Below are 23,597 nucleotides of genomic sequence, written 5' to 3' on the forward strand. Positions count from 1 at the left end.
GATCAGCGCCCTTCACGGACCCAAGTTGCGGCGAATGCGCCGAGCAGCAGCAATAGGCCGATCAGGCCGGCGAAGATCGGCAGCACGCCGACGCCCTTCACGACGCTGGCGTCGCGCATCCGCACGCCCATCCAGCCGTCGCCATGGAAGACGCTGGCCGAGCGGACCGGCAGGATGCGCGGCAGCTCGACGTTGGCGCCGTCGACCACCCGCACGGCATCACCGCCGGTCGCCTGGGTCAGCGGCTTCAACGTCTCGGTGGTGGAGGTGACTTCCGAAAACTCCTTCGGATTGGTCGGGCCGACATTGATCAGCGCCTTCAGCGTGCCGTCGGTGGCTTGCCACAGGCCGAGCTCGCTCGCCGGCAGGCTGGCGCGCCATTCGCCGGGATCGCCGGCTGCAAGCGTCAGGTCGCGCGAGACGCCCGACGGCGAGGTCACGCTCACCGGCTGAACGCTGTCGGCCATGGTCTGGCGCACCACCACGAGATTCTTGCCCTGCACCTGCAGGCGCAACGCTTCCTCGTCCAGATCAGGTTGCTTCATCAGCCAGTGCGACATCCGCCGCAACAGATCGAGATGCGGACCACCGCCTTCATAGCCGCGCGCCCACAGCCAGATGTGGTCGGAGAGCAGCAGCGCGACGCGGCCCTCGCCGAAGCGCGACAGGAACAGCAGCGGCTTGCCGTCGACGCCCGTCATGACCGGAGGGTTGACCGAGTTGCGGGTCTCGACGGTGCGGAAGAAGCGGCTCCAGCGCGGCGGCTCGGACGCGGAGCCCTCGAGGCCGCGCGTGACGGGATGACGTTTGCCGACATCGGACAGATGCGCGTAGAACGGCTTTTCCGTCACCCCGACCGGTTCGGCCGGCAGTACCGAATCCAGCGGCGTGCGCCAGATGCTGGTGTTGGACGCGTAGTCGGGACCAGCCGAGACCAGCACCGCGCCGCCGGAGCGCACATAGCGTGCGATGTTGTCGAAATAGGCGATCGGCAGCACACCCTGGCGGGCATAGCGGTCGAAGATGATCAGCTGGAATTCGTTGATCTTCTGCTGGAACAGCTCGCGGGTCGGAAACGCGATCAGCGACAATTCGTTGATCGGCGTGCCGTCCTGCTTCTCCGGCGGCCGCAGAATGGTGAAGTGGACGAGATCGACGCTGGCGTCGGACTTGAGCAGGTTGCGCCAGGTGCGCTCGCCGGAATGCGGCTCGCCAGAGACCAGCAGCACGCGCAGCTTGTCGCGCACACCGTCGATGGCGACCACGGCGCGGTTGTTCACCGGCGTCAATTCCCGCTCGAGCGGCGAGGCCTCGATCTCGACGATGTTCGGCCCGGAATGCTTGATGTCGACCTCGACGCTTGCCGCCTGGCCGCTCGAAAGCGTGCGCTCGTTGATGACCTCGCCGTCCCTGCGAACCGTGACCTTGGCGCGCTCGCCGCTGACGCCCTGGTCGTCGAGGCGGTAGGTGATAGTCTGGGGCTGCCCGACGATGCCGAAGCGCGGCGCGGCGATGACGGCGATACGGCGATCGCGCTCGTCCTTCTGCCCGGTGATCAGCGCGTGCACCGGCGCCTGGAAGCCGAGCCCGGCGGCGTTGGCCGGAATGTCGTGGACGCGGCCGTCGGTGATCAGGAACGCACCGGCGACGCGGTCGACCGGCACGTCCGACAAGGCCGAGGCCAGCGCCCCGAACAGCTTGGTGCCGTCGGTCTCGCCGTCGGCCTGTCCGGCATCGACGACGCGGACCTCGAGCCCCTTGATCTTCTTCAGGCTGTCGACCAGCGCTTCCTGCGCCTGAGCGGCCTCGCGATTGCGATTGCCGAAATTCTGGCTCGGGCTCTTGTCGACAACGATTGCGGCGACCGAGGTGAGGGGATCGCGGTCCTCGCGGGTGAAGGAGGGATTGGCGAGCGCCAGCAGGAACAGCGCCAGCGCGGCCACGCGCACGGCAGCGCCGCGCGCGCGCGCCAGCAGCAGCACGAGCGCGATGACGACGATCGCGGCCAGCGCGAGCCACAGCACGATCGCGGGAACCAGCGGCGTGAATGCGATGCCGTAATTCATGGCGCCACTCTCTCGGCATCGTCATGCCCGGGCTTGTCCCGGGCATCCACGTTCTTCATGCCGTGCGGCAAGGCGTGGATGGCCGGGACAAGCCCGGCCATGACGGATTCAACTGGGCGGGCATTAAACTTCAGAACCCGCATCATTGCCCCAGCCGTTCGATCAGGGCCGGTGCGTGCACCTGGTCGGCCTTGTAGTTGCCGGTCAGCGTGTACATCACGATGTTGGCGCCGGCGCGGTAGGCGAATTCGCGCTGGCGGGGGTCGCCGCCGGTCACCGGCAGCATGGACTGGCCGTCGGGCCGCACGGCCCAGGCGCCGGCAAGGTCGTTCGAGGTGATGATGATCGGCGAGACGCCGTCGCCGCCGCGTGCCGGCCGCTGCGCGCCGTCCTCGTCGTCTTCGCGCGGCAAGGTCTCGACCCAGGTCTGGCCGGTCGTGAAGCGGCCAGGAAAGTCGCGCAGGAGAAAGAAGGTCTTGGTCAGCACGTGCTCGCGCGGCACTGGCTCCAGCTCGGGCACATCGAGCGAGGACAGGATCTCGCGGAGCGTCTGCATGGCGGGGGTCTGTGCCGCGCCGTTCGCGCCGGGCGGCGCTTCGACCGCATCGCGGGTATCGAACAGCACGGTGCCGCCCTGCTTCATGTAGGCGTCGATCTTGTTGATGGCGTCCCGCGACGGCTTTGGCGCGCCGGGCACGATCGGCCAGTAGATCAGCGGGAAGAAGGCGAGCTCGTCGCGCGCCGGATCGATGCCGACGGGATCGCCGGCCTCGAGCGCGGTGCGCTGCGCCAGGAACAGCGTCAGTCCCGATAGCCCGGCCCTGACGATGGAATCGACGTCGGCATTGCCGGTCACGACATAGGCGAGGCGGGTCTGCGACACCGCCTTCATCGCGAACTCGTCGGACGCGCTGTCCGCGTGCGACGGCGTCGGCGCGAACGCGGCGAGGCCTGCGAGCACCAGCCCGAAGACGATCATCGCGGGCGCAGCGCGGCGGCGCAGCAGCGCGGCCAGGCCACCGCCGAGCACCGCGACGATAACGGCGTCGATCAGGAACAGCGCGAGCGCCGTCGACAGCAGCCAGCCGCGCAAGTCCTGCGGCTCGGCGTTGGTGTAGGTGGCGCGCCGGGCGCGCAGGCTCGCGGTGTTTAGGGCTGCGATACGGTCGGCGCTGGCAAGCGTGTTCACGGCGAGCGGTCCTTCTGCCGGACCATAAAAGCCCGGCGGATGATCGGGTGTGGCGCGGTCGCGATAATCCGCGGGCAGCGGCTTTGCGGCGGCCGGCGGCGGACCGAAAGCGCCGAAGCCGTCGAGGATGTGCAACGGCGCCACCGTCTCGGCGGTCCCTTCAGTGGCAACGCCTGCGCCCGGCTTGGCGGTATAGCCGGACATGTCGACGACGCGCCGCAGGATTTCGACGAAGGTGCCCGACATCGGCAGATCCGACCAGCGCATGTCGGCGCTGACGTGGAACAGGCTGACGACGCCCTTGCCGCGATGCTCGCCTGTTACCAGCGGCGTGCCGTCTTCCAGCGACGCCCAGCTCTTGGTGGCGAGCACGGCGTCGGGCTCGGCCAGCACCTGGCGGCTGATGGTGACGTCCTTGGGGACCACGACGCCGGCAAACGGACCGTCGGCGGCAAAGGAGGCCAGGTGTTGCGGCTTTTCCCAGGTCAGGCTGCCGCCGAGCGTCCGGCCGCCCTTGCGCAGCTTGACCGGAACGAGATCATCCTCGGCCTGCGCCAGCCGCGGACCGGCGAACCGCACCAGCACGCCGCCCTGATCGATCCAGGCGTTGAGACGCTCGCGGATTTCAGGGGCGATGGTGCCGACATCGGCGAGGATGATCATCGGCAGCTTCTGGTCGAGGAACTGCGTGATGCCCTGCTGCGGCGAGCCCTTGTCGGCGAGCCGCACGTCGGCGAACGGCGCCAGCGCACGGGTGAGATAGAAGGTCGGCGCCAGCAGCGGCTGCGCGGTCTCGCTGGTCGAGCCGGAGACGATGCCGATGGCGCGGCGGCGCCAGCGCTTGTCGAGCAGCTGCACTGCGCCTGCGGAGCGCTCACCGGCAATTTCCAGCCGCGTGATGTCGTTGCGCAGCTCGACCGGCAGATCGAACGACGCTTCGGTTTCCTTGTCCTGCGGGCCGAACGAATAACGCGCTTCGCCGATCGGCGAGGCCTTCTGGTCCAGCGCGCGCACGGTGCCGATGGCGATGCCGCTGTCGGTGCGCAGCACCTTCACCGTCATCCTGGCTGCGGCATTCGCGGCCGCGACCAGCGCCAGCGGCGACGAGGTGCCGCCTTCGAACACGGTCAGGCTGCGGTCGCCGACGGTCTTGCCGAGGCCAGTCACGAACTCCTCGCCGCGACCGGTATCGACGCTGTCGGAGAGCCAGGCGATCTCGCAGTCGCCGGTCGCTTTCAGGAAGCGATCGATTGCGGTCAGGGTCTCGACGCGCTCGATCGAATACGGCTTCGGCGTGAGCTGCCGCAGCGCGACGCGCGCGGCGCCCGCCGGCATCAGGGTGATATCGCGGTTCGGCTCGGACAGCGGCACCAGTGCGATCGCACGGCGATCGTTCTCGGCACTGGCGATCAATTCGTCGGCGGCCCTGATCCGGATGTCCCAGTTCGATGCCGCGCTCCAGCCGTCGTCGAACATGATCATGAGCGGCGCCTTGCTCGCGGCCGCGCCGGTTTGCGGATTCCAGATCGGACCGGCGGCGGCGAAAATGACCAGCGCCGCAGCCAGCAGCCGCAATGCGGTCAGCCACCACGGCGTCCGCGACGGGGTCTCTTCACGTGGTGCGATGTCGAACAACAGGCGCGTCGGCGGAAACTCGATCCGGCGCGGCCGCGGCGGCATCACGCGCAGCAGCCACCACAGCACCGGCAGGCTGACGAGGCCGATCAGGAGCAGCGGTTCGGTGAACGCGAGCGGCAGTCCCATCATGCTGCCGGCCCCGCCTTGATCGTGGTGGTGCGGGCGCCCGATTTGCTCACCTGCATGCCGGCATGCAGGAACAGCAAGAGCTCAGCGGCCGAGCGGTCGGTGGCGTGCGTCGTGAACAGCCAGTCGAGCTTGTTGGTCTCGGCGCGGATCTGGTCACGGTGCAGCGCGAGCCGCGCGGTGTAATCCTGCGCCCAGCTCTCGGCGCGGCCGGCGGTGATCACGCCGAACCCTTCCGGCTCGACGAACTCGACGCGGCCGGAATAGGGGAATGATTCCTCGGCGGGATCGACCACCTGCACCAGCGTGCCATGCGCACCGGAGCCGGACAGGCCGGCGAGCGTGGTTCTGATCTCGGAGATCGGCGACCAGAAGTCCGACAGCACGATCGTCTCGGCCAGCGCCGCAGGCACGAAGGACGGCGGCAGGCTCAAGCGGTCGGCATCGTCATGTAGCATCGCCTGCGCCATCTTGTCGATGACGCTGCGGCTCGCGGTCGGCGCCATCAGCCCGGGAATGCCGACGCGTTCGCCGCCGGAGACCAGCAGCTCGGCCAGCGCGAAGGCGACGATCAGCGTCCGCTCGAGCTTGGATTCGCGCGCCTGTTTTGAAGCGAAGGCCATTGAGGGCGAGCGATCGGGCCAGATCCAAACCGTGTGCGAGGCTTCCCATTCGAGCTCGCGGACGTAGAGAAGATCGTCGCGCGCCGAGCGCCGCCAGTCGACGTTCTGCGACGGCTCGCCGGAGACGAAGCGGCGGTACTGCCAGAAATTTTCGCCGGAGCCGGCGCGGCGGCGGCCGTGCAGGCCGTGGATGACGTTAGCGGCGATACGGCGAGCCTCGAGCACCAGGCGCGGCAAGGAAGCTGCGAGCGTGCGGCTTTCGCCATCGGCTCGTCGGATCGCGATGATCTCCTTTGCTGCGTGCCCGTTCTCCGCCGCCATCAACCGATCCGTGTCTTCAAGTGCCGGATCACGTCCGGAATCGTGCGGCCCTCGGCGCGCGCCTGGAACGTCAGCGCCATGCGGTGCTTCAGCACGGGCTCGGCGAGGTCGAGCACGTCGTCGATCGAGGGCGCGAGGCGGCCGTCGATCAGCGCGCGTGCGCGCACCGCGAGCATCAGCGATTGGCTGGCGCGCGGGCCTGGTCCCCAGGCGATGAACTTGCTGGTGTCGCCGCCGTCCGGACCCGGACGGGCCGAGCGCACCAGCGACAGGATCGCCTCGACCACGGAATCGCCGACCGGCAGGCGCCGGATCAGCCGCTGCGCGGTGATGAGTGCGTCAGGCGTCATCGCGCCCTTCGCCAGCGTCTCGTCGGCGCCGGTGGTTTCGAACAGGATGCGGCGCTCGGCGTCGCGGTCGGGATAATCGACGTCGATCTCCATCAGGAAACGGTCGAGCTGGGCTTCAGGCAGCGGATAGGTGCCTTCCTGCTCCAGGGGGTTTTGCGTGGCGAGCACGTGGAACGGCTTCGGCAGATCGTGACGCGCGCCGGCAACGGTGATGTGCTGCTCCTGCATCGCCTGCAGCAGCGCCGACTGCGTACGCGGGCTGGCGCGGTTGATCTCGTCGGCCATCAGCAGTTGTGCGAACACTGGGCCGGAGATGAAGCGGAAGGCACGCTTGCCGGAGGTGCTCTCGTCGAGCACTTCGGCGCCGAGAATATCGGACGGCATCAAATCGGGGGTGAACTGGATGCGCTTGGCATCGAGGCCGAGCGTGATGCCGAGCGTCTCGACCAGCTTGGTCTTGGCGAGGCCGGGGACGCCGATCAACAGCGCGTGGCCGCCGGAGAGAATGGTGACCAGCGTGTTCTCGATCACGCGGTCCTGGCCGAAGATGACGGACGCGATCGCATCCTTTGCCGCGCGAATCTGACTCGACACCTGCTCGGCCGAACGCACGATACCGTCTTCGAGCTTCTCGACACTCTCCGCCATCCGTTAGCTCCTTCAGCCTGCCATGCGGCTCGCTTGCGTCGTCATGTCATCACGTCCTCAACTCAAGACGTGGGCCCTATGCTAGACTTGCAGGAAGGCCATGTATTCGTTGAATTAACCTATCCCCACCTTATCGGCTTAGGGATATGTAGGGCATCACGAAGTGGCGACCTCCACACCGGATGAATGCGGGTGGAACCGAGCACCCGGATACAACGTAAACCTGCACCAATCGTGCCAAATGACCGATCGTGCCAAATGACAAAGTCAGGGCAAACCATGGCGAACCAAGGGCAGAGCGCCGATCGCGGTCTCGAGGGGCTGACTGCCGCTGCCAAAACTGCTGCCGATGCCGAAGGCGCCAAAAAGGGCCTGCCTCCGGTGCATTTGTGGAATCCGCCGTTTTGCGGCGATCTCGACATGCGAATCGCCTCCGATGGTACTTGGTTCTATTTGGGGACGCCAATCGGCCGTCATGCTTTGGTCCGCCTGTTCTCGACCATCCTCAAGCGTGAAGGCGACAAGCATTTCCTCGTTACGCCGGTGGAGAAGGTCGGCATTCGCGTCGACGATGCGCCGTTCATGGCGGTCGAGATGCAGACGGACGGCGAGGCCAACCACCGCGTGCTCCGCTTCCGCACCAATGTCGACGACTGGGTCACCTGCGATGCGGCGCACCGGCTGCGCTTCGAACAGGCCAAGGACGGCGGGCTGACGCCCTATCTGCACGTCCGCGCCGAGCTCTGGGCCAAGGTCACCCGCGCGCTCTATTACGATCTGGTTGACATGGGTGAGGAGCGGATGGTCGATGGCCAGCCGATGTTCGGTGTCGAATCGGCCGGCGAGTTCTTCGCCATGGCCGATGCGGAGCAGGTGAGGGCCGCGCTTTGAACAAGCCTATCTCCAGGAACGATCCCGCCGTGATCGGTGCGGCCGATTTCTTCGCGCGCTCCTCCGCGCGGCTCGGCTTCGACGTTCCGCCCGGCCTCTACGATCCCAACATCATTCCAGCCTCGGGCGATCCCGGCACCGACAAGATGCTCGAGATCATCGCGCGCGAGCAGCCGGTGCGGCCGGCGGCGGTCCTGATCGCGGTGGTCGATCATCCCGAGCCGACCATCCTCCTGACGCAGCGTTCGGCGCATCTGAACGACCACGCCGGCCAGATCGCCTTTCCCGGCGGCAAGATCGACGCGACCGACCGCTCGCCGCTCGACGCGGCGCTGCGCGAGGCCGAGGAGGAGGTCGGGCTGTCCAGAGACTTCGTCGAGCCGATCGGCTATCTCGATCTCTACGGCACCGGCTTTGGCTTCCGCATCCTGCCGACGGTTGCCAGGGTGCGCCCGGGATTTGAGCTGACGATCAACCATTCCGAGGTTGATGATGCGTTCGAAGTGCCGCTATCCTTCCTGATGAACCCGGCCAACCACCAGGTGCACAGCAAGGAATTCCGCGGCATGGAGCGGTCCTACTACGCGATGCCGTTTGCCGAACGCTACATCTGGGGCGCGACGGCCGGCATGCTGCGTGTGCTCTACGAGCGGATCTACTCATCATGATCCGGCCGATCCTGACCGAGATCGGAATCTTCCTCGTTCCCTTTGCCGTCTATGCGCTGTTCCTGGCCGCCACGCGTTCCGGCCTGTTCGTGCAATCGTCCTGGCCGACCACCATCGTCGCGCGTCTCATGCTGGCGGCGCTCGTGCTGGTGATCGCGGGGCTGATCGGCTTTGCGCATTACTCCGGCGCTGCGCCGGATTCGACCTATGTCCCCGCCCATGTCGAGAACGGCAAGCTCGTGCCGGGCGTGGAAAGATAGGGCCGGCCGATGAGCGCGGTGCCCATGCTCGCCGATGCGCCCTGGCTGATCTCGGGCGGGACCGCGCGCGTCCTGCAATTGCTCAACGCGGATGGCGAGGAGGCGCGGGTGGTCGGCGGCGCCGTGCGCAACGCGCTGCTCGGCCTCGTGCCCGGTGACATCGACATCGCGACCACGGCGCTCCCGCACGAGGTGATGCGTCGCGCCAAGAGCGCCGGCATCAAGGCCGTGCCGACCGGCATCGACCACGGCACCGTCACCCTCGTCATCGACAGCCAGCCGTACGAAGTCACGACGCTGCGCGAGGATACCGAGACCTTCGGCCGCAAGGCCAAGGTCGCGTTCGGCCGCGACTGGGTGAAGGACGCCGAGCGCCGTGACTTCACGATGAACGGGCTCTCGGTCGATGCCGACGGTGTCGTCCACGATTACGTCGGAGGCATCGCGGATGCGGCGGCGCGGCGCGTGCGCTTCATCGGTGATCCCGACCAGCGCATCGCCGAGGATTTCCTGCGCATCCTGCGCTTCTTCCGCATCCACGCCGCCTTCGGCGCCGGCGATCCCGACCGCGACGGCTATCTCGCCTGCATCCGGGGACGCGCCGGCCTTGCGAGCCTGTCGGCCGAGCGGCTGCGCATGGAGATGCTGAAGCTGCTGGTCGCTCCCGGCGCCTCCGCCGCCGCGCTTGCGATGGCCGATGGCGGATTGCTGCAGGCGCTGACCGGCGGCGTGGTCTACACCGGACCGCTCTCGGCGATGATCGCGATCGAGCGCGCGCTTGGACTCGCCGCGAGCAGCACGCGTCGCCTCGCCGCGCTGACGGTTGCCGTGACCGAAGACGCCAAGCGCGTCGCCACGCGCCTGAGGCTCTCGAATGCGGAAACCAAGGCGCTGGATTCGATGGGGCACCGCTGGTGGCGCTTGGCCACCAAGGGCGAAGCCGATGCGCGGCGGCTGCTCTACCGACTTGGCCCGGAGCGCTATCACGATCGCGTGTTGCTGGGTTGGGCGCGAGCCGGTGGCGACGTCGGCTCGTCGCGATGGCGTGCGCTCGCCGAGCTGCCGCAGCGCTGGATTGCGCCGAAATTTCCGCTCCGCGCCGCCGACTTCATCGCGCGCGGCATGGCGGAAGGACCCGCGCTCGGACATGTCTTGACGCTCGCCGAGGACGCTTGGCTTGCGGCGGATTTTCCCCTAGAGGAAGCCGCACTCGCTTCCATCGCCGATCAAGCTGCGGCACGCATCAGCCGCGACGAGAGAACGTGACCATCGTCTCAGGCTTCGCCGACATCTCGATCTTTCAGCTCCTGCTGGTCGCGTTGATGGCGTTGTTTGCTTCGATCATCGGTGGTCTCGCCGGCTACGGCACCGGCGCCTTGATGCCGCTGGTGCTGGTCCCTCTCGTCGGCGCCGAGCCGGTGGTGCCGATCATCGCGATCTCCGCGATCTTCACCAATTCCAGCCGCGCGATCGCCTATCTCCGTTATGCCGATCGCCGCCGCGCGCTGATCGTGCTGGCCTGTGCGGCGCCGACGACGGCGCTCGGCGCCTACGGCTATACCCGCCTCACCAATGCGGGCGCGGCGCTGGTGATCGGCTCCATGCTGATCCTGAGCGTGCCGCTGCGCCGTGTGCTCCGCCGCCGCCAGGTCAGGATCGGCGACACCGGGCTTGCGGCCGGCTCGGTCGGCTATGGCGTGCTGGTCGGCGGCACCTCCGGCTCCGGCGTGATCCTGCTGTCGCTGCTGATGGCCGCGGGCCTCGAGGGCGCCGCCGTGATCGCGACCGACGCAATGATCTCGCTCGGCACCGGCCTCATCAAGATCTCGGTGTTTGGACTGGCCGGCGCCGTGACCGCACAGGTGCTCGCCTTTGCGCTTCTGATCGGCGCGATTGCGATTCCCGGCGCGTTCCTGGCCAAAGCCTTCGTCGAGCGGATGCCAGTGCACATCCACACCGCGATCCTCGACGTCGCCGTGATCACCGGTGGGCTGGTGATGATCTCGGCGGCGGCGAGGCAGCTGATCGGGTAGATGGCGCCGGCCCCAATCACCGCAAGCTTGACTTCGTCTGACATTTGATCATTTTTCAATCACAAGCTGTGGGGCGGGCAATGATCGGATCACGACTGACATGCCTTCTCATGCTCGTCGTCGCGATGGCCGTTGGGACCGATGCCCAAAACCAAACCGCTGACGTTCAGGGGGAATCGCGGTGCTGCGGGTGACAACGCTGGTTGCTGAAGGACGCCTGCCGGCAGGCGGGCTTGAAGGGATCTACTTCGCCGATGTGAGTAAGAATAAGAAATTCAACGCTTATCGAATGGAATTGCAGTGAAGGCGCGGTGCGGCCTTTCGTTGCAAGACCATCCGCCCCTGATGTCGCGAGCGCGTGCCTTTCCTGGAGAGTTGGGAATGTCGACCGATCAACTTGTTCTTCTCAAGTCGCGCAACCAGCGTCTGGCAGAAATGCTTATCTTTCCGCTCGTAGCCCTCCTGGCTGGGCCGATCTTGCGTGCGCTGCTCGGCGACAGCTATGTCATATTCTACGGGCTCGCCGCGATTGTGCTCATTGGCGTGGTCATGACGCGCGTGAGCAGCGAATGGGGCGCCCGGCATGGGGGCGAATGGGTCACCAAGGCCGAACGCCTCCAGCGGCTCATGGCCGAAACCACGCACACGCCTTGGCTGAATGCACTGGCGACAACAGCCACGATGGCGATGACACTGCTTGGCCTGCTGCTCGTCATCGATCCGCTTGACCGTCTCGGCGAAAGCTACGGCGGACCGATCGCCACGGCTGTTGCGGTCGCGGCGGCGTCGATACTGGCCGGAGCCAGGGCCTTGTTTGCCGGACTCTCGAAGAAGCAGCCGGTTATCGTCGACGAGGCGCCGCCGCAGGGGCATTTCTGGTCCGAACTTCGCTCCGCACTACCGCTGGTCTACGCAGCCTATGCGCTAGCGTCGGCTGCTGCCCTTCTTGTCGCGATGCAACTGAAGGAGTCGATGCAAACCACGGCCTTTATCGTCGTCTTCATCGCCGTGTCGCAGTTGATCCTGACCCTTCGCCGGCGGGCAGGACGGCGAATTTACCCGCGGTCGTTCGATGCCAATTTGGGCCGGCAAGTCGTGGCCGGCGTTCTAGTGTGGGGCATTCCCATGGGCATGATGTTCAGTGCCGGCATGGTTCTCGACGCGATGGGGCGTCCCGCCCAAATGGCACTGATGATCGCTGCGGTGCTGGGTATCAGCCTGATCGGCGGGGCAGCGTTCGGTGTTCTGATCTACGTCATGCTGCGCGTTGCGGAAGCCCGAAGGGCGCAGTAGCGTTTCCATCCCTATCAAACCTTCGGGCACGCTTGCAGGTGCTCGCCTTTGCTTCTGATCGGAGCAATCGCGATCCCTGGCGCGTTCCTGGCAAAAGCCTTCGTCGAGCGGATGCCGGTGCACATCCACACCGCGATCCTCGACGTCGCCGTGATCACTGGTGGGCTGGTGATGATCTCGGCTGCGGCGCGGCAGCTGATCTAATCAAGTCGGATGTGGCACGCGTCCCGCTGCGGGATCACGCCGCAGGTCTAGCGTGAGGGACTGCAGTCCAGTTCCTTGATCCTGCCGGCGGCGTCAAACGCCAAAAGTGCACTCATGACGCCGGCACTGGTGAGGTACGAGATAATGGTACCGTCGTTGCGCCAGGGATTGAGATCATCCAACGTGCCTGCCGGATATTTTCGGAGGTGATCGACCCAATAGGCACGAAGTGCCTCGCGGCCGGTGATGGTTCGGCCGCCGGCGCAGCCGCAGTGGACCACGGCGTCCTCGGCATGAAGTTCCAAAATCGCTTCGATATCGCCCGCGCGATAGGCATCAAGCCAGTCGACTGCAACGGCCATGGGGTCAAAGGACATATTTTTCACTCACATGCGTCCAAATCTGGTTCAGGCCGGGGAACCACCAAGCCTCCTATGATTTTAATATCCCACCCGGCCACGGCCATATGCCGAAGGACATAGAGGACCGGGCCGAGGGCAAGATCGATGTTGGACGCGTCCGCGAGGCAGGGGATACTCAAGCCCATCCGGCTTTTGCTCGTCGATCCACAGCCGATCGTTTTGCAGGGACTGAGGTCGGTCCTCGGGACGCAGCCGGATTTCGACGTTGTCGCAGCGTCCAGCGATCGGACAAGCTGCCTCGAAGCAATTCGGAAGCTGACACCCGACGTCGCGCTTCTCGCCGACAGGGTGCCGGATCTCACGGTCTCCGAGATCCTCGCGATTGTGAAGGCTGAGAAGCTCTCCACGCGCCTGGTGTTCTTTACCGAGTCCGACACCGACCACGATCTGGCTTCCGCCATCGCAGCCGGCGCCTGCAGCGCAATTTCGAAATATGCCTCTCCCGCCACGATGCTGCGATCACTGCGGCTGATGACCAAGAGCGGCGTGGCGCTGGCGAAGTCCGATCTCTCGGCAGCCGGCAAGGAGGCGGACGGCGACGGCAAAGTCGAAAAGATGCTGGAGCTGTTGACGCAACGGGAACGTCAAATCGCACGACTCGTGGCGGAAGGACTGTCGAACAAGGAGATCGCGCGTCAGCTCAAGGTTTCCGACGGGACGGTCAAAGTCCACCTCTACAACATTTTCCAGAAGCTTGAGATCACCAACAGGACTGTGCTCGCGACCATTGCGTTGCTGCAACGCCCCTCCGGCCTGGCCGCGCTCTCCCTGGCCTTTCTGGCGTTCGCTATTGCGGACGAACTCAAGGCGTCGGAAGCGAACGGCATCTTTCCGGATGATAACGGCGTCGGCCACGCGGACGAGCACGCCGCGTACGAGCCCTGGAAAAAAGGAATTCTCCGGCACCTCGTCGTCTGGGAATCCGGCGAGACGCCGACGCAAGCCCAGAGAGATCTGTTCGCCAAGGCGGTCCAAATCACGAACCCGGCGGCGGCAATGGAAGCGCTGCGCGCGGCCGAGCACTCCGGAGGCTCGAAACCGTGGACACACCACGCTCCTGCTGGATCGAGCGCGCCCGATCTTCCGCGCCTACTGCGAGAAGCCATCGACATACAGACCGGTGACGACCCAGCCCCGGAACATCAATTCCCGCGGCTTCTTTCCAATGCGACGTCGATGCATGGAGGGTATGGCAACTTTGCTATCCTCACCGGTGCGTTGATCTACGCACTGCAGGACCCCCATCTCGCCGTCCACGCGCATGAACTCCGTGACGCCTCGATCGACAGCATCCTGGCCGTCACTGAAGAGAGTGCGACCACAAAGCTGGCTGCGATCACTCATGCTGCCGCCAATCCTGACGACCATTCAGCCCCAAGTTTTCTTTCGCACGATGTCCACCTGTCTTCCGCCGTTGTGACCGCTGGACACGACAATGCGGTTCAAGAAGGCGCTCTGGTTCAAAAAGGCGCAGGCGATACGGGTGACAATCTCCATACACCTGTTGGCGCGGACCTTGGTCACGATGCCGGTATCGGCGTAGGCGGCAACGTTGAAAAAATTGTTTATCGCTCCCCGATCGATTCCGAGTCTAACCATTCCAAGCCGACCTCTTCCGACGCTGTGTTCGATTTCGCATCGGGGCCGGGCAGGATCAATCTTGCGGCTTTCGGAGCGCTTGCCTGGCTGCATATGACGGCGGCAACCAAGTCTATACCGCCACATACACTCGCTTGGGTCTACGACTCCGCAAGCAACGAAACGATCGTCTATGTGAATGCGACCGATCGTGTCCTTGATGTCGGCGATCGCGGCCTGCTGGAAATTCATCTGGAGGGGATTGTATCCATTGCAGAGGCGGACGTCGGCTCCGAGCCCGATGGCGCCGTTATCGCGACCACCTTGGAGCAGCTCGAAGCCGCGGTGACATCGGCGACCGAAACCGATGAGACTGTTTTGAGCAAGGACCATGTCCAAACCAGTATCGAGGGGAGCGAGAGCACGCTCGGGACGTCTGGAGCCTGGGCCCTTCTGGCCAACAACGGCTCGGGTTTCCATTTCGGGCAGGCCCGGACCGGTTTGGGAACGTCGACGAGGCTCGGAAGCTCCACCGACCCGTCCGCGGATGCAACGGAAGAGAGCGATGCTGCGTCTGCGGCGTCGGCTCACGGATCATCCATCGAGCTTACGCATAGCGCGACGGCCCCGGCAGTCGCCAATGTCACATCGAACAGTGGTCCGACCAATACGGGCACCGGCGCTTCGTCGACGGCACCGAACGAGATCGGCCAACCCAATATCGTAACCGCCGACAATACGGGCCACGGCAACTCGCAGCACGCTTCGGACCCGTCGACTGAAGCAGACTCCAAGCCGGGCAACGGCGTCGGCAATGGCGCCGACCATCACGATAAGGGCCCGGAGGCTCCGGGAGGGCAAGCGAAGAAAGCAGAACCAGACGGCGCGGCACACGGCAAAGCCGGGCACTCAAAAGCTGCAAAAGCACCGGACGCAGCTGAGACCGATCCGGACGTCGCAACGGCCGCTAACGCGGGTCATGGCAACTCAAAGCACGCTTCGGAGCCGGGGTCTGCAAAGGCGGCAGCCGGCGAACCGACTGAAGCTGGCTCCAAACCGGGCCACGGCGTCGGCAATGGCGCCGAGCATCATGCTTCGGTTTCGGAAGCTCCGGAAGGGCCAGCGAAGAAGGCCGACGCAGGGGGCGGGGAACACGGCAAATCCGGGCACTCCGCCGCCCCAAATGCACCAGATGCAGGCGAGATCGATCCGGGCGCAGCGATAGCCGCCAGCGCAGGCCACGGCAACTCGCAGCACGCTTCGGAGCCGGGGTCTGCAAAGGCGGCAGCCGGCGAACCGACTGAAGCTGGCTCCAAACCGGGCAACGGCGGCGAGCATCACGCTTCGGCTTCTGATGCGGCGCACGGACCAGCGAAGACGGCAGAACCAGGGGCTGCGGAACACGGCAAATCCGGGCACTCATCTGCTGCAAACGCACCGGACGCAGCTGAGACCGATCCGGGCGTCGCAACGGCCGCCAGCACAAGCCACGGCAACTCGCAGCACGCTTCAGAGCCGGGCTCTGCAAACGCGGCAAGCACGGAATCGACTGAAGCTGGGGGCAAACCGGGCGATGGCGGCCAGCATCACGCTTCGGCTTCGCACGCTGCGGGGGCAGTGAAGACGACAGAACCAGCCACGGTGGACCACGGCAGCTCGGAGGACGAGTTGCACTCAACCTCTGCCAACGCATCGCAAGCAGCCGACGTCATAGAGCCGAGCGTCGCAGCCGGCGGCAACGCCGGACGCGGCAACTCGCAGCACCCTGCGCAATCTGCTGCAATCGCATCGGAAGACGCGCACCCTGCCAAAGCTGCGTTGGGGATCGGCGGCCTGGACCAAGGACCGGTGTTCCGCTTCGATAGCGGACCAACTCCTTCTACTCTCGTCGCGACAGTTGAGCTGAAACAGCTCAATAATCCGCTCGATCCGCACGTTCCGCACGTTCCGCACGTTCCGCATGGTCAAGCGGAGGACCTCGCCAAGCCCGTCCCTCATGCGCTGAACGGACACGCGGACGATCACGGCAATAACGGCGCGCATCAAGCCATTGTACCTGCGCATCATGATTTGCTGATTTGAAATTGTGATCGCGACGGAGGCGATGAACTCGCTCGCCCCATATACCTCGGCAACTATCATCGCTCGACTGTTTGACGGAACTAGCCATCAAACGCGTTGGCAGATGTGGAGTCGCGAGGAACGATCGAAGCAAAGCCGGATTGGGCCCTAAACTTTTTGGAAAGGGCCTCTCATGCGTGCAATCGCGTTCAGCTCCTGCTTGGCAGTCGTGCTATCCATTTCGTCCGCGGTTCACGCGCAATCCGCAACAGAGGATATCAAGTCCAAGGCCCAGCGGCTTGTCGCGCCTCTTGTCGAAAGTCGCGACAGCCGGCTGCAATCGCTCGCGACGTTCGACCATCAGGTGACCGGCGTCACGGTCGCCCCGGACGGCCGCATCTTCGTGAACTTCCCGCGCTGGACGGAGGATACGCCGGTCTCGGTGGCCGAACTCATGCCGGACGGCTCGACCAAGCCATATCCCAATGAGGAATGGAACGGCTGGCGCAACGCGCGAATGTCCGAGGTATCGCCCAAGGATCACTTCGTTTGCGTTCAAAGTGTTGTTGCGGACCGGCGCGGATCGCTTTGGGTCGTCGATCCCGCGGCTCCCAATGCCGAGAAGACGGTGAAGGGTGGACCCAAGATCGTCGAGGTCGATCTGAAATCGAACACTGTGAAGCGGACCTTTCCGATCGGGCCGGACGTCGCTGGTCCGGCCAGCTATCTCAACGACATCCGTATCGCTCCCGACGGAAAATTCGCCTATCTGACCGATTCCGGTTCGCCCGGCGGCCTGGTTGTTCTCAACATCGAGTCCGGGCAGGCTTGGCGTGTGCTGAGCGAGGATCCTTCGACCCAATTCGATCCGAGCGTCACCGTGATGACAGATGGCCAGCCCTTGCGGCGGCCGGACGGACGGCAGCCCTTGTTCAATGCCGATAGTCTGGCGCTCTCGAAGGACGGCAACACCCTCTACTGGCAGGCCCTGACCGGAAAGACGCTCTACCGGATCGCCACGTCCAGTATCCAGAGTGCGGACGCGGCGGCTCACGCTCGGCCGGAAACAGTGGCAACGACGGAGCCCGTCGATGGGCTCTGGACCGGCGAAAATGGCGAAATCTATCTGAGCTCGATCGCCAACAATGCCGTCAAGGTCCTCAACCCCAGCGATGGGACCGTGCGACAGCTGTTGACGGATTCGCGCCTGCGCTGGCCGGACACCTTCTCGCAAGGTCCTGATGGCGCAATCTATGTCACCGCGTCGCATATCCAGGATTCGCCCTGGTTCCACATGGCGTGGACCGACAAGAACTTCACGCTGTTCAAGTTCATGCCCGGCGACGCGAACACCGTCGGGTCAAGCCGCGACCCGAACCGGCAGTAAGCGCAGGGCTCCGGAAACGCCGCAGGGCGAGGAGGAATGATGGCCTACTGGCTTGAGCCTTTAGCCGGCGCGCTGCTGATGGCACTGATCCTTGCCGACGTATTCCTCACGGTTCTCTACGCACGCGCCGGCACCGGAATTATCAGCGACCGCCTGGCCAGACTGGTTTGGCTCGCGCTGCGCCGGCTTTCCTCGGCCGGCAACGGCAACCATCTGCTTTCATTCTGCGGCCCGTTGATTCTGGTCGCCTTGCTGTTCACCTGGTCTATTCTGCTCGCGCTTGGGGCTGCACTGATTGTGCACCCTCAGCTCGGGACCAGCATTACCAGCAACCAGGAGACCCCAACCGACTTCGTGACCGCGCTTTATGTCGCCGGAAGCAGCCTGTCGATCGTAGGCGGCAGCAACTTTGGTCCGCAGAGTGCCGGAGCGAAGCTGTTGTTTGTTCTGAATTCGGTGATCGGGACGTCAGTCATATCGCTCACGATCACCTACCTGATGCAGATCTACGGCGCACTCAGGAGCAGGAACACGCTCTGCCTCAAGATTCACGCGCTTTGCGGTGAGACCGGCGATGCCGCGGATCTGCTCGGGCATCTGTTCGCAAATAACCAGCTGAGTGCGGGTTACAACAATTTGTCCGAGTTGGCCGCAGAGGTTACAGGCACCAAAGAAGCTCACCACTTCTATCCCGTCCTGTTCTACTTCCGCTTCCCTGAACCGTTCTACTCCGTCTCGCGGTCGTCACTGATCGTCCTCGATGCAGTCTCGCTGATCAGAAGTGCATTGCCGAAGGACGCCGATTGGCTCAAGCAATCCGGCGCAGTCACCCAACTATGGTCCTCCGCGCTGCTGCTCCTTTCGACCCTCAACAACGTTTTCCTGCACGAGAAAGCCTCGGATGAGGCCGACGATGGAGATCGGCAAGTCTGGCGGGTCCGGTTCGACAATGCGCGACGGCGGCTGCGGCAAGCCGGCATCAGTGTCACCGACGACCTTCCGCATTCGTGCGAATCCTACATGGAACAACGAAGAAGGTGGGACTCTCTCGTTTGCGTGCTTGGCAATTCGATGGCTTACCGGCCTTCGGACATCGATCCGGCGATACAAAGGGCGTAAACTCCTGGCGGACTTCTCGCCGAGTGCACCTGGCCTGGTCTTGCGTCTCAGGAACACGACGCCTTCGGCGGATCAGCCCCATTGAGCGGAATTGTTTCAGGGCTGCAGCCGTGAGAGCAGACGTTGCCGATCCTGATCGCGACCTCGCTGCTCCATGCGCATCCGTTCGAGTTCGCCTTCAGCTTTGGCTGTGTCCAGGTTCTGGCGCTTCATCTCGATGATCAGCGCCTCCTGCTCTGCGAGCCGCCGTTCTCCCTCGACGACGTCGCGCTCGATCTGCCTCAGCTCATCGTATATCGCCGTCGTGTACATCGCGATCCTCGCGCGGCCGTGCCGCGAAGCACGCCGCAGAGTAGCTTTCGCCTCTTCCAGAGCCTTATCCGGGCCGTGCGGTGCGGCCATGACCGCAGCGCGACGCGCATGACTTTTAACTCAGCCAGCTTCGTGAACGTTCCGGCTGATGCCACTTTTTCCCGGGCTTTGTCCGGCCGAACGAATGGCCGTGTAATCATTTTGGCGGAAGCGGCTCACCCAACACGCGACTGCTTGGAACGGATCTCGTCACGGGGACAATGCGCTCGGCTCACGGCGGCGCTTCAGCCAAGTTGCAAACAAGCGGTCGGCACAATATCGTCGATCATCCGCGCCCATGTCTTCCGCGCCGATGTCTGACGTTCAATCTCCCTCAGGAACCAACACTATGAATGTGGTCTCAGTGCCCGGCGGGATCCATCGCCCTCCTGGGAAGGTCGATATCCCGTCCGCCTGGCAGGGCGCTGAGATGAAAGCCAATCCCGATCGATGGTTGATATCGCTTGCGGCCGGCGAGATCGCCGAGCTCGAGGGCGCGGCTGAAAGATATCTCGGCAGAAACAAGAAAATCGCCGAGATCACGAAGGAAAGCTTTCCGCTTCCCCGCCTCGGCGCGCATCTGGAAGAGCTTAAGACAACGCTCCTGGCTGGCCTTGGCTTCGAGGTGATCCGCGGCCTGCCGGTGGCAAAGTATAACCAGGAGTTCGCCGCGACGATATTTTGCGGGGTGGGCGCGCATCTTGGATCGGCGCGGTCTCAGAATGCAGCGGGCCACATTCTCGGTCACGTTCGTGACACCGGCGCCGATGCGAAGGATCCGAACACCCGCATTTATCAAACTTCGGAACGGCAGACATTCCACACGGATTCGTCGGACGTGGTTGGATTGTTATGCATTCGCGAGGCGATGGAGGGAGGGGATTCTCTCCTCGTCAGTACGACGACAATCTACAACGAGATGTTTGACCGTCGTCCCGACCTTGCCGCTCTCTTGTTTGATCCGATCGCGACAGACCGGCGAGGCGAGGTGCCGGAGAACGAAAAGCCATATCTTGAAATCCCGGTGCTGAATTGGCATGCGGGGTTCCTGACCGGGTTTTATCAGCGCCAGTATATCGATAGTGCGCAGCGCTTTCCCGATGCGCCGAGACTGACGCCTGTTCACGTCGAGGCGCTCGATCTCTTCGACGCGCTCGCAAATGATCCCACTCTGCATTTCGGCATGCGGCTTCAGCCGGGTGACATGCAGTTCGTTTACAATCATGCCTTGCTGCATGACCGGACCGGATTCCGCGATTGGCCCGATGCAGGCCAGAAGCGTCATTTATTGCGCCTTTGGCTCAGCATGGAAGGCGACCGGCCGTTGCCCGATTGCTTCAAGCAGCGCTATGGCTCGATTGAGATCGGCAACCGCGGCGGCATCATCACCAAAGGTACCAGCTTGAACGTCCCGTTGGATTGACGTTCCGGATGGGTTGAACCGGAAGCCCGGACCCAACTTGGCCTCGCAAGCTCTAGTCGCAGGAGCAGGCCGGACAATCTTTTCGACAGCGCCAAGCTGAAACTCTCAACGTGGCTCGACGCGACCAGGGCGAGTACCCATAAATGCCGCTTCTCGGCCTAAAGCGGACTTACGCATCACCCGAGCTACTTGAATGCCGCGGTCTCCGCCAGGGCGGGTGTACTTGGCCGCACGAATACAATGGTGGAGTTCACTGGAATTTCCGCGTTCTCGCGGGTGCCCTGGCCGATGAGAATGAGGCCTGCTCCACCATTGGCCACCGTCAGGATGACCGGTTCACCCGCCCATGTCCTGATCGGCTCCATGCCGATGATGAGAAACTCACCGATTGGCTGGTCCAAGTACTGAAGTCTCAGCTGCGGAGCGATTTCTGCGGGCGCAAGTCCGAAACCCAGCCGTTGCGCGCGCGCATAGATTTCGGTCAACGATGCTGTCTCGCCCTCGAAGCCGAGCTCAGCGGCCGAGACAGGGACGAGCTCCACGTCCGTTTTCTTGCCACTCAGAGTAAAAGCCGGCCGCGCAAGGACTTCAGCAGCGGCGCTTCCGACGTCGCAGCCCATTGCACTCATCGCCTTGCGAAGGGCGCGCATGTCCCTGAACGTCCCTATCGCAATCGTCTTCCACAGCCGAACATCGGCGGCCGAACTGACGGGAGTCTGCGATCGCGGCACCGGAGGAGCGGTCTTGAGGTCCAGGTGATTGCGCAGAACGTCCTGCGCGGTGCATTGAGCTTTGGCCTCGCTTGCGAAAGCGAGGATAAGCGCGCCACAGAGCAGCAGGGCAATGACGCCGCTGTCCCGGTCTGTCGAACGATTCGGCCTCGCGATGTTTCGGTGCGAGGCGATGTAGTCGATCTCGCCACGCGTCGTGCCGATGTCCATGAGTTCCCTGTCGCTGAGGCCGCACAGGGTTGCTTGTGCACTCCGGCGTCTGCGGCGCTCCCGCCATGTGCTCAAGAATTGCCGGACCAGGCTGACAACGCGCTGCGTTGATCCGAAGGGCCGTCGCATCCCCGCGGCGCCATAGATCGCGCTCATCGCAATCTCCTTTGGCTTGCTTCTCACCGAGGGCTAAGGTGCCAATGCTTGGTCCGGCACGCTTGACGAGGGGCTTACATTTTTCTTACCGGCGGCTTATTCTTTGCGTCCAGCCGGTGCGGGGGCGTTTCCGTGCGGCTGACGTCGGCCGATCCCGCGACGCTGGGCAAGGCACACTTGATATTCGGCTTACATTTTTCCGTTCGAAGGCCTATCCTCCGCCGGACAATCGCTGCGGCGCTCTCGGCAGTAGAGGGCAAGCCTGGGGAATGGTGCCATGCGCTATTTCTTCGAGGACTGTATGCTGGATACCGACCGGCGCGAGTTGCGGCGCGGGGCTGATGCCGTGCCTACGACGCCACAGGTACTTGATCTGCTCGGCTATTTGATCCGCAGCAGGGATCGCGTCGTCAGCAAGGATGATCTCATAAACGCGATTTGGAATGGTCGGATCGTGTCCGATGCGGCCCTGACGACCCGATTGAACGCGGTCCGACGCGCGATCGGTGACTCAGGCGTGCAACAACGTCTTATCAAGACATTTCCACGAAAGGGCTTTCGTTTCGTGGGCGCTGTCCACGATGACGAGCGATGTCCCGAAACTGCGGTGACATTAGGCGCCCTCGCAGAACCGTCGAATCTTGCGCGCGCAGCCGCGGAGGCAGCGGTTTTGGTCCCGGAGTTCTCCGAAAAAGTAGCTTTCAAATGGCGGCCCAAGAACTGGGTGCGTCACATCAGAGGCCCTCTGAAGTTCGTCGGCGGGACGCTGGCGTCGGTGGCTGCCATCGGTGCAATTGCCGGCGGCCTTGTCGGTTATTGGAATGTCTGGAAGACGCTCCGTACCGACGCGGTTCAGGAAGCTCGAGAGCTTCACGGACAGCCGATAGTCAGGCCCGAGATCGCGCATCGTCTCTCTCTCATCGTGTTGCCCTTCGCCAACCTCACCAACGATCCAGAGCAGGATCACCTTGCCGATGCCATCACGACAGATTTGACGACCGATCTTGCGCGAGCGCCCGCCACTTTCGTCATCGGACGCGAGGCCGCCCGCACCTACAAGAATAAGTCGATCGATCTGAAGCAGCTTGGAACGGATATCGGCACCCGCTGGGCGGTGCGCGGCGCGGTGAAGCGCAGCGGAGATCAGGTGCGGATCAGCGTATCGCTGACTGATCTTCAGACTGCGCACGACGTATGGTCCGACCGGTTCGACGGCGATCGGACAGATCTAGCCATCTTGCAGAAGAATATCACGGTGCGGCTCCTCTGTGTTGCGCACCTGCAGCTCCGCCAATACGAAGAAGCCATCGAACCGTGTAGCCGATCGCTAAATATCGGCGCGGGCCTTCAGGCTTACACAAGCTGATCTCGGCCTACGGCCGACGGGACAAATGGGAATTGCCGTGACAGTGCTGGCTGCACCACTTACGTGAGACACGATGATCCTGAAAGTATCCGCCGAGGAATCCCGTCAGCAAGGTAACGGATGCTGACAAGAGGACGAATCCGGACAACGTCCTCGTCGGCCGTTCTGCCATGCAGCGATGTCCGCTATCGCGCCATTGTTGGCGAAGAAGCGGACATCATGCGCGCCGGAGCTGTGCGCTCCGATCAAACTAGATGCGGCCTCAGCCGCGCTTACTCCTCGTCTTCGTCGTCTTCATCCTCGTCTTCGTCGTCGAGCTCTTCCAGGTGCTCGAGCACCGCAAGCGGGAGCGTCTCGCGAAACAGATCGCCTTCCGCGCCCATCCAGAGACAGATCACGTCGTCGCCTTTCACGTCCGCGACGGTGAGCGGCTGCCCGCCGGATTTCAGCATGACGATATCGCCGGCTTTTAGTTCCATGGAT

Annotated in this window: 20 protein-coding genes and 1 pseudogene; 13 read left to right on the top strand and 8 right to left on the bottom strand. The window is 64.0% G+C overall.

What is annotated here, in order from left to right; translation table 11 throughout:
- Positions 1-2: 2 nt before the first annotated feature.
- The 4 genes from AC0L20_RS35750 to AC0L20_RS35765 all read right to left on the bottom strand — a co-directional run bounded on the left by AC0L20_RS35750 (position 3) and on the right by AC0L20_RS35765 (position 6,961).
- Positions 3-2,066, bottom strand: coding sequence for a hypothetical protein (locus AC0L20_RS35750; protein ID WP_473295091.1), 2,064 nt, complete (start codon positions 2,064-2,066; stop codon positions 3-5).
- Positions 2,067-2,208: 142 nt separating this feature from the next.
- Positions 2,209-5,022 (bottom strand): DUF4159 domain-containing protein, encoded by a 2,814-nt coding sequence (locus tag AC0L20_RS35755; RefSeq protein ID WP_473295092.1) that lies wholly within the window; start codon positions 5,020-5,022, stop codon positions 2,209-2,211.
- The gene (locus tag AC0L20_RS35760; protein ID WP_247438791.1) at positions 5,019-5,963 is read right to left on the bottom strand and encodes a DUF58 domain-containing protein; all 945 of its coding nucleotides are present in this window, start codon (positions 5,961-5,963) and stop codon (positions 5,019-5,021) included. The genes AC0L20_RS35755 and AC0L20_RS35760 overlap by 4 nt, the downstream gene beginning before the upstream one ends.
- The gene (locus AC0L20_RS35765) at positions 5,963-6,961 is read right to left on the bottom strand and encodes an AAA family ATPase (RefSeq protein WP_473295093.1); all 999 of its coding nucleotides are present in this window, start codon (positions 6,959-6,961) and stop codon (positions 5,963-5,965) included. The genes AC0L20_RS35760 and AC0L20_RS35765 overlap by 1 nt, the downstream gene beginning before the upstream one ends.
- Before the next feature lie 279 nt (positions 6,962-7,240).
- Between AC0L20_RS35765 and AC0L20_RS35770 the strand changes: the two genes are divergently transcribed.
- The 8 genes and pseudogenes from AC0L20_RS35770 to AC0L20_RS35805 form a co-directional block, all read left to right on the top strand.
- Positions 7,241-7,852 (top strand): DUF1285 domain-containing protein, encoded by a 612-nt coding sequence (locus AC0L20_RS35770; RefSeq protein ID WP_473295094.1) that lies wholly within the window; start codon positions 7,241-7,243, stop codon positions 7,850-7,852.
- The gene (locus AC0L20_RS35775; protein ID WP_007595081.1) at positions 7,849-8,520 is read left to right on the top strand and encodes a CoA pyrophosphatase; all 672 of its coding nucleotides are present in this window, start codon (positions 7,849-7,851) and stop codon (positions 8,518-8,520) included. Before AC0L20_RS35770 ends, AC0L20_RS35775 begins: the two co-directional genes overlap by 4 nt.
- On the top strand, positions 8,517-8,780 hold the full coding sequence (locus AC0L20_RS35780) for a DUF6111 family protein (protein ID WP_007595079.1): 264 nt from the start codon (positions 8,517-8,519) through the stop codon (positions 8,778-8,780). The genes AC0L20_RS35775 and AC0L20_RS35780 overlap by 4 nt, the downstream gene beginning before the upstream one ends.
- Before the next feature lie 9 nt (positions 8,781-8,789).
- Complete coding sequence (locus tag AC0L20_RS35785; RefSeq protein WP_473295095.1) at positions 8,790-10,046, top strand: CCA tRNA nucleotidyltransferase; 1,257 nt, start codon at positions 8,790-8,792, stop codon at positions 10,044-10,046.
- Positions 10,043-10,813: a sulfite exporter TauE/SafE family protein gene (locus AC0L20_RS35790; protein WP_473295096.1), complete on the top strand. Its 771-nt coding sequence runs from the start codon at positions 10,043-10,045 to the stop codon at positions 10,811-10,813. Before AC0L20_RS35785 ends, AC0L20_RS35790 begins: the two co-directional genes overlap by 4 nt.
- 181 nt (positions 10,814-10,994) lie before the next feature.
- Positions 10,995-11,117, top strand: a complete 123-nt coding sequence (locus AC0L20_RS35795; protein ID WP_473295097.1) for a hypothetical protein — start codon at positions 10,995-10,997, stop codon at positions 11,115-11,117.
- Positions 11,118-11,194: 77 nt separating this feature from the next.
- Positions 11,195-12,106 (top strand): hypothetical protein, encoded by a 912-nt coding sequence (locus AC0L20_RS35800; RefSeq protein ID WP_473295098.1) that lies wholly within the window; start codon positions 11,195-11,197, stop codon positions 12,104-12,106.
- 51 nt (positions 12,107-12,157) lie between these two features.
- A pseudogene (locus AC0L20_RS35805) lies at positions 12,158-12,310 on the top strand (sulfite exporter TauE/SafE family protein); the annotation flags it as partial.
- A gap of 47 nt (positions 12,311-12,357) precedes the next feature.
- Here AC0L20_RS35805 and AC0L20_RS35810 read toward each other — a convergent pair.
- The gene (locus AC0L20_RS35810; RefSeq protein WP_473295099.1) at positions 12,358-12,687 is read right to left on the bottom strand and encodes a nuclear transport factor 2 family protein; all 330 of its coding nucleotides are present in this window, start codon (positions 12,685-12,687) and stop codon (positions 12,358-12,360) included.
- A gap of 129 nt (positions 12,688-12,816) precedes the next feature.
- Here AC0L20_RS35810 and AC0L20_RS35815 point away from each other — a divergent pair, with 129 nt between their 5' ends.
- The 3 genes from AC0L20_RS35815 (at position 12,817) to AC0L20_RS35825 (ending at position 18,877) form a co-directional block, all read left to right on the top strand.
- Entirely contained in the window at positions 12,817-16,392 is a 3,576-nt protein-coding gene (locus AC0L20_RS35815) for a LuxR C-terminal-related transcriptional regulator (protein WP_473295100.1), read from the top strand.
- 172 nt (positions 16,393-16,564) lie between these two features.
- The gene (locus AC0L20_RS35820) at positions 16,565-17,758 is read left to right on the top strand and encodes an L-dopachrome tautomerase-related protein (protein ID WP_473295101.1); all 1,194 of its coding nucleotides are present in this window, start codon (positions 16,565-16,567) and stop codon (positions 17,756-17,758) included.
- Positions 17,759-17,794: 36 nt separating this feature from the next.
- Positions 17,795-18,877: a two pore domain potassium channel family protein gene (locus AC0L20_RS35825; RefSeq protein WP_473295102.1), complete on the top strand. Its 1,083-nt coding sequence runs from the start codon at positions 17,795-17,797 to the stop codon at positions 18,875-18,877.
- Positions 18,878-18,973: 96 nt separating this feature from the next.
- Here AC0L20_RS35825 and AC0L20_RS35830 read toward each other — a convergent pair whose 3' ends face one another.
- Positions 18,974-19,279, bottom strand: a complete 306-nt coding sequence (locus AC0L20_RS35830; protein ID WP_473295104.1) for a hypothetical protein — start codon at positions 19,277-19,279, stop codon at positions 18,974-18,976.
- A 298-nt stretch (positions 19,280-19,577) separates the two neighbouring features.
- On the opposite strand from AC0L20_RS35830, the gene AC0L20_RS35835 reads away from it, so the two are divergent.
- Positions 19,578-20,651, top strand: coding sequence for a TauD/TfdA family dioxygenase (locus AC0L20_RS35835; RefSeq protein ID WP_473295105.1), 1,074 nt, complete (start codon positions 19,578-19,580; stop codon positions 20,649-20,651).
- Positions 20,652-20,836: 185 nt separating this feature from the next.
- Here the strand turns inward: AC0L20_RS35835 and AC0L20_RS35840 are convergent, their stop codons facing one another.
- The gene (locus AC0L20_RS35840; protein ID WP_473295106.1) at positions 20,837-21,748 is read right to left on the bottom strand and encodes a DUF1127 domain-containing protein; all 912 of its coding nucleotides are present in this window, start codon (positions 21,746-21,748) and stop codon (positions 20,837-20,839) included.
- A 277-nt stretch (positions 21,749-22,025) separates the two neighbouring features.
- On the opposite strand from AC0L20_RS35840, the gene AC0L20_RS35845 reads away from it, so the two are divergent.
- The gene (locus AC0L20_RS35845) at positions 22,026-23,114 is read left to right on the top strand and encodes a winged helix-turn-helix domain-containing protein (protein ID WP_473295107.1); all 1,089 of its coding nucleotides are present in this window, start codon (positions 22,026-22,028) and stop codon (positions 23,112-23,114) included.
- 272 nt (positions 23,115-23,386) lie between these two features.
- On the opposite strand, the gene AC0L20_RS35850 is transcribed toward AC0L20_RS35845, so the two are convergent.
- On the bottom strand, positions 23,387-23,593 hold the full coding sequence (locus AC0L20_RS35850) for a YodC family protein (protein WP_018454945.1): 207 nt from the start codon (positions 23,591-23,593) through the stop codon (positions 23,387-23,389).
- Positions 23,594-23,597 lie beyond the last annotated feature (4 nt).

It is taken from the genome of Bradyrhizobium sp. Kon58, from assembly GCF_055807455.1.

Bases quoted from the DNA above. Each gene is read 5' to 3' on its own strand.
- AC0L20_RS35810 (WP_473295099.1), bottom strand. From the start codon at position 12,687: ATGTCCTTTGACCCCATGGCCGTTGCAGTCGACTGGCTTGATGCCTAT.
- AC0L20_RS35780 (WP_007595079.1), top strand. From the start codon at position 8,517: ATGATCCGGCCGATCCTGACCGAGATCGGAATCTTCCTCGTTCCCTTT.
- AC0L20_RS35760 (WP_247438791.1), bottom strand. From the start codon at position 5,963: ATGGCGGCGGAGAACGGGCACGCAGCAAAGGAGATCATCGCGATCCGA.
- AC0L20_RS35755 (WP_473295092.1), bottom strand. From the start codon at position 5,022: ATGATGGGACTGCCGCTCGCGTTCACCGAACCGCTGCTCCTGATCGGC.
- AC0L20_RS35765 (WP_473295093.1), bottom strand. From the start codon at position 6,961: ATGGCGGAGAGTGTCGAGAAGCTCGAAGACGGTATCGTGCGTTCGGCC.
- AC0L20_RS35820 (WP_473295101.1), top strand. From the start codon at position 16,565: ATGCGTGCAATCGCGTTCAGCTCCTGCTTGGCAGTCGTGCTATCCATT.
- AC0L20_RS35750 (WP_473295091.1), bottom strand. From the start codon at position 2,066: ATGAATTACGGCATCGCATTCACGCCGCTGGTTCCCGCGATCGTGCTG.
- AC0L20_RS35840 (WP_473295106.1), bottom strand. From the start codon at position 21,748: ATGAGCGCGATCTATGGCGCCGCGGGGATGCGACGGCCCTTCGGATCA.
- AC0L20_RS35825 (WP_473295102.1), top strand. From the start codon at position 17,795: ATGATGGCCTACTGGCTTGAGCCTTTAGCCGGCGCGCTGCTGATGGCA.
- AC0L20_RS35800 (WP_473295098.1), top strand. From the start codon at position 11,195: ATGTCGACCGATCAACTTGTTCTTCTCAAGTCGCGCAACCAGCGTCTG.
- AC0L20_RS35845 (WP_473295107.1), top strand. From the start codon at position 22,026: ATGCGCTATTTCTTCGAGGACTGTATGCTGGATACCGACCGGCGCGAG.
- AC0L20_RS35785 (WP_473295095.1), top strand. From the start codon at position 8,790: ATGAGCGCGGTGCCCATGCTCGCCGATGCGCCCTGGCTGATCTCGGGC.
- AC0L20_RS35815 (WP_473295100.1), top strand. From the start codon at position 12,817: ATGTTGGACGCGTCCGCGAGGCAGGGGATACTCAAGCCCATCCGGCTT.
- AC0L20_RS35830 (WP_473295104.1), bottom strand. From the start codon at position 19,279: ATGGCCGCACCGCACGGCCCGGATAAGGCTCTGGAAGAGGCGAAAGCT.
- AC0L20_RS35835 (WP_473295105.1), top strand. From the start codon at position 19,578: ATGAATGTGGTCTCAGTGCCCGGCGGGATCCATCGCCCTCCTGGGAAG.
- AC0L20_RS35850 (WP_018454945.1), bottom strand. From the start codon at position 23,593: ATGGAACTAAAAGCCGGCGATATCGTCATGCTGAAATCCGGCGGGCAG.
- AC0L20_RS35770 (WP_473295094.1), top strand. From the start codon at position 7,241: ATGGCGAACCAAGGGCAGAGCGCCGATCGCGGTCTCGAGGGGCTGACT.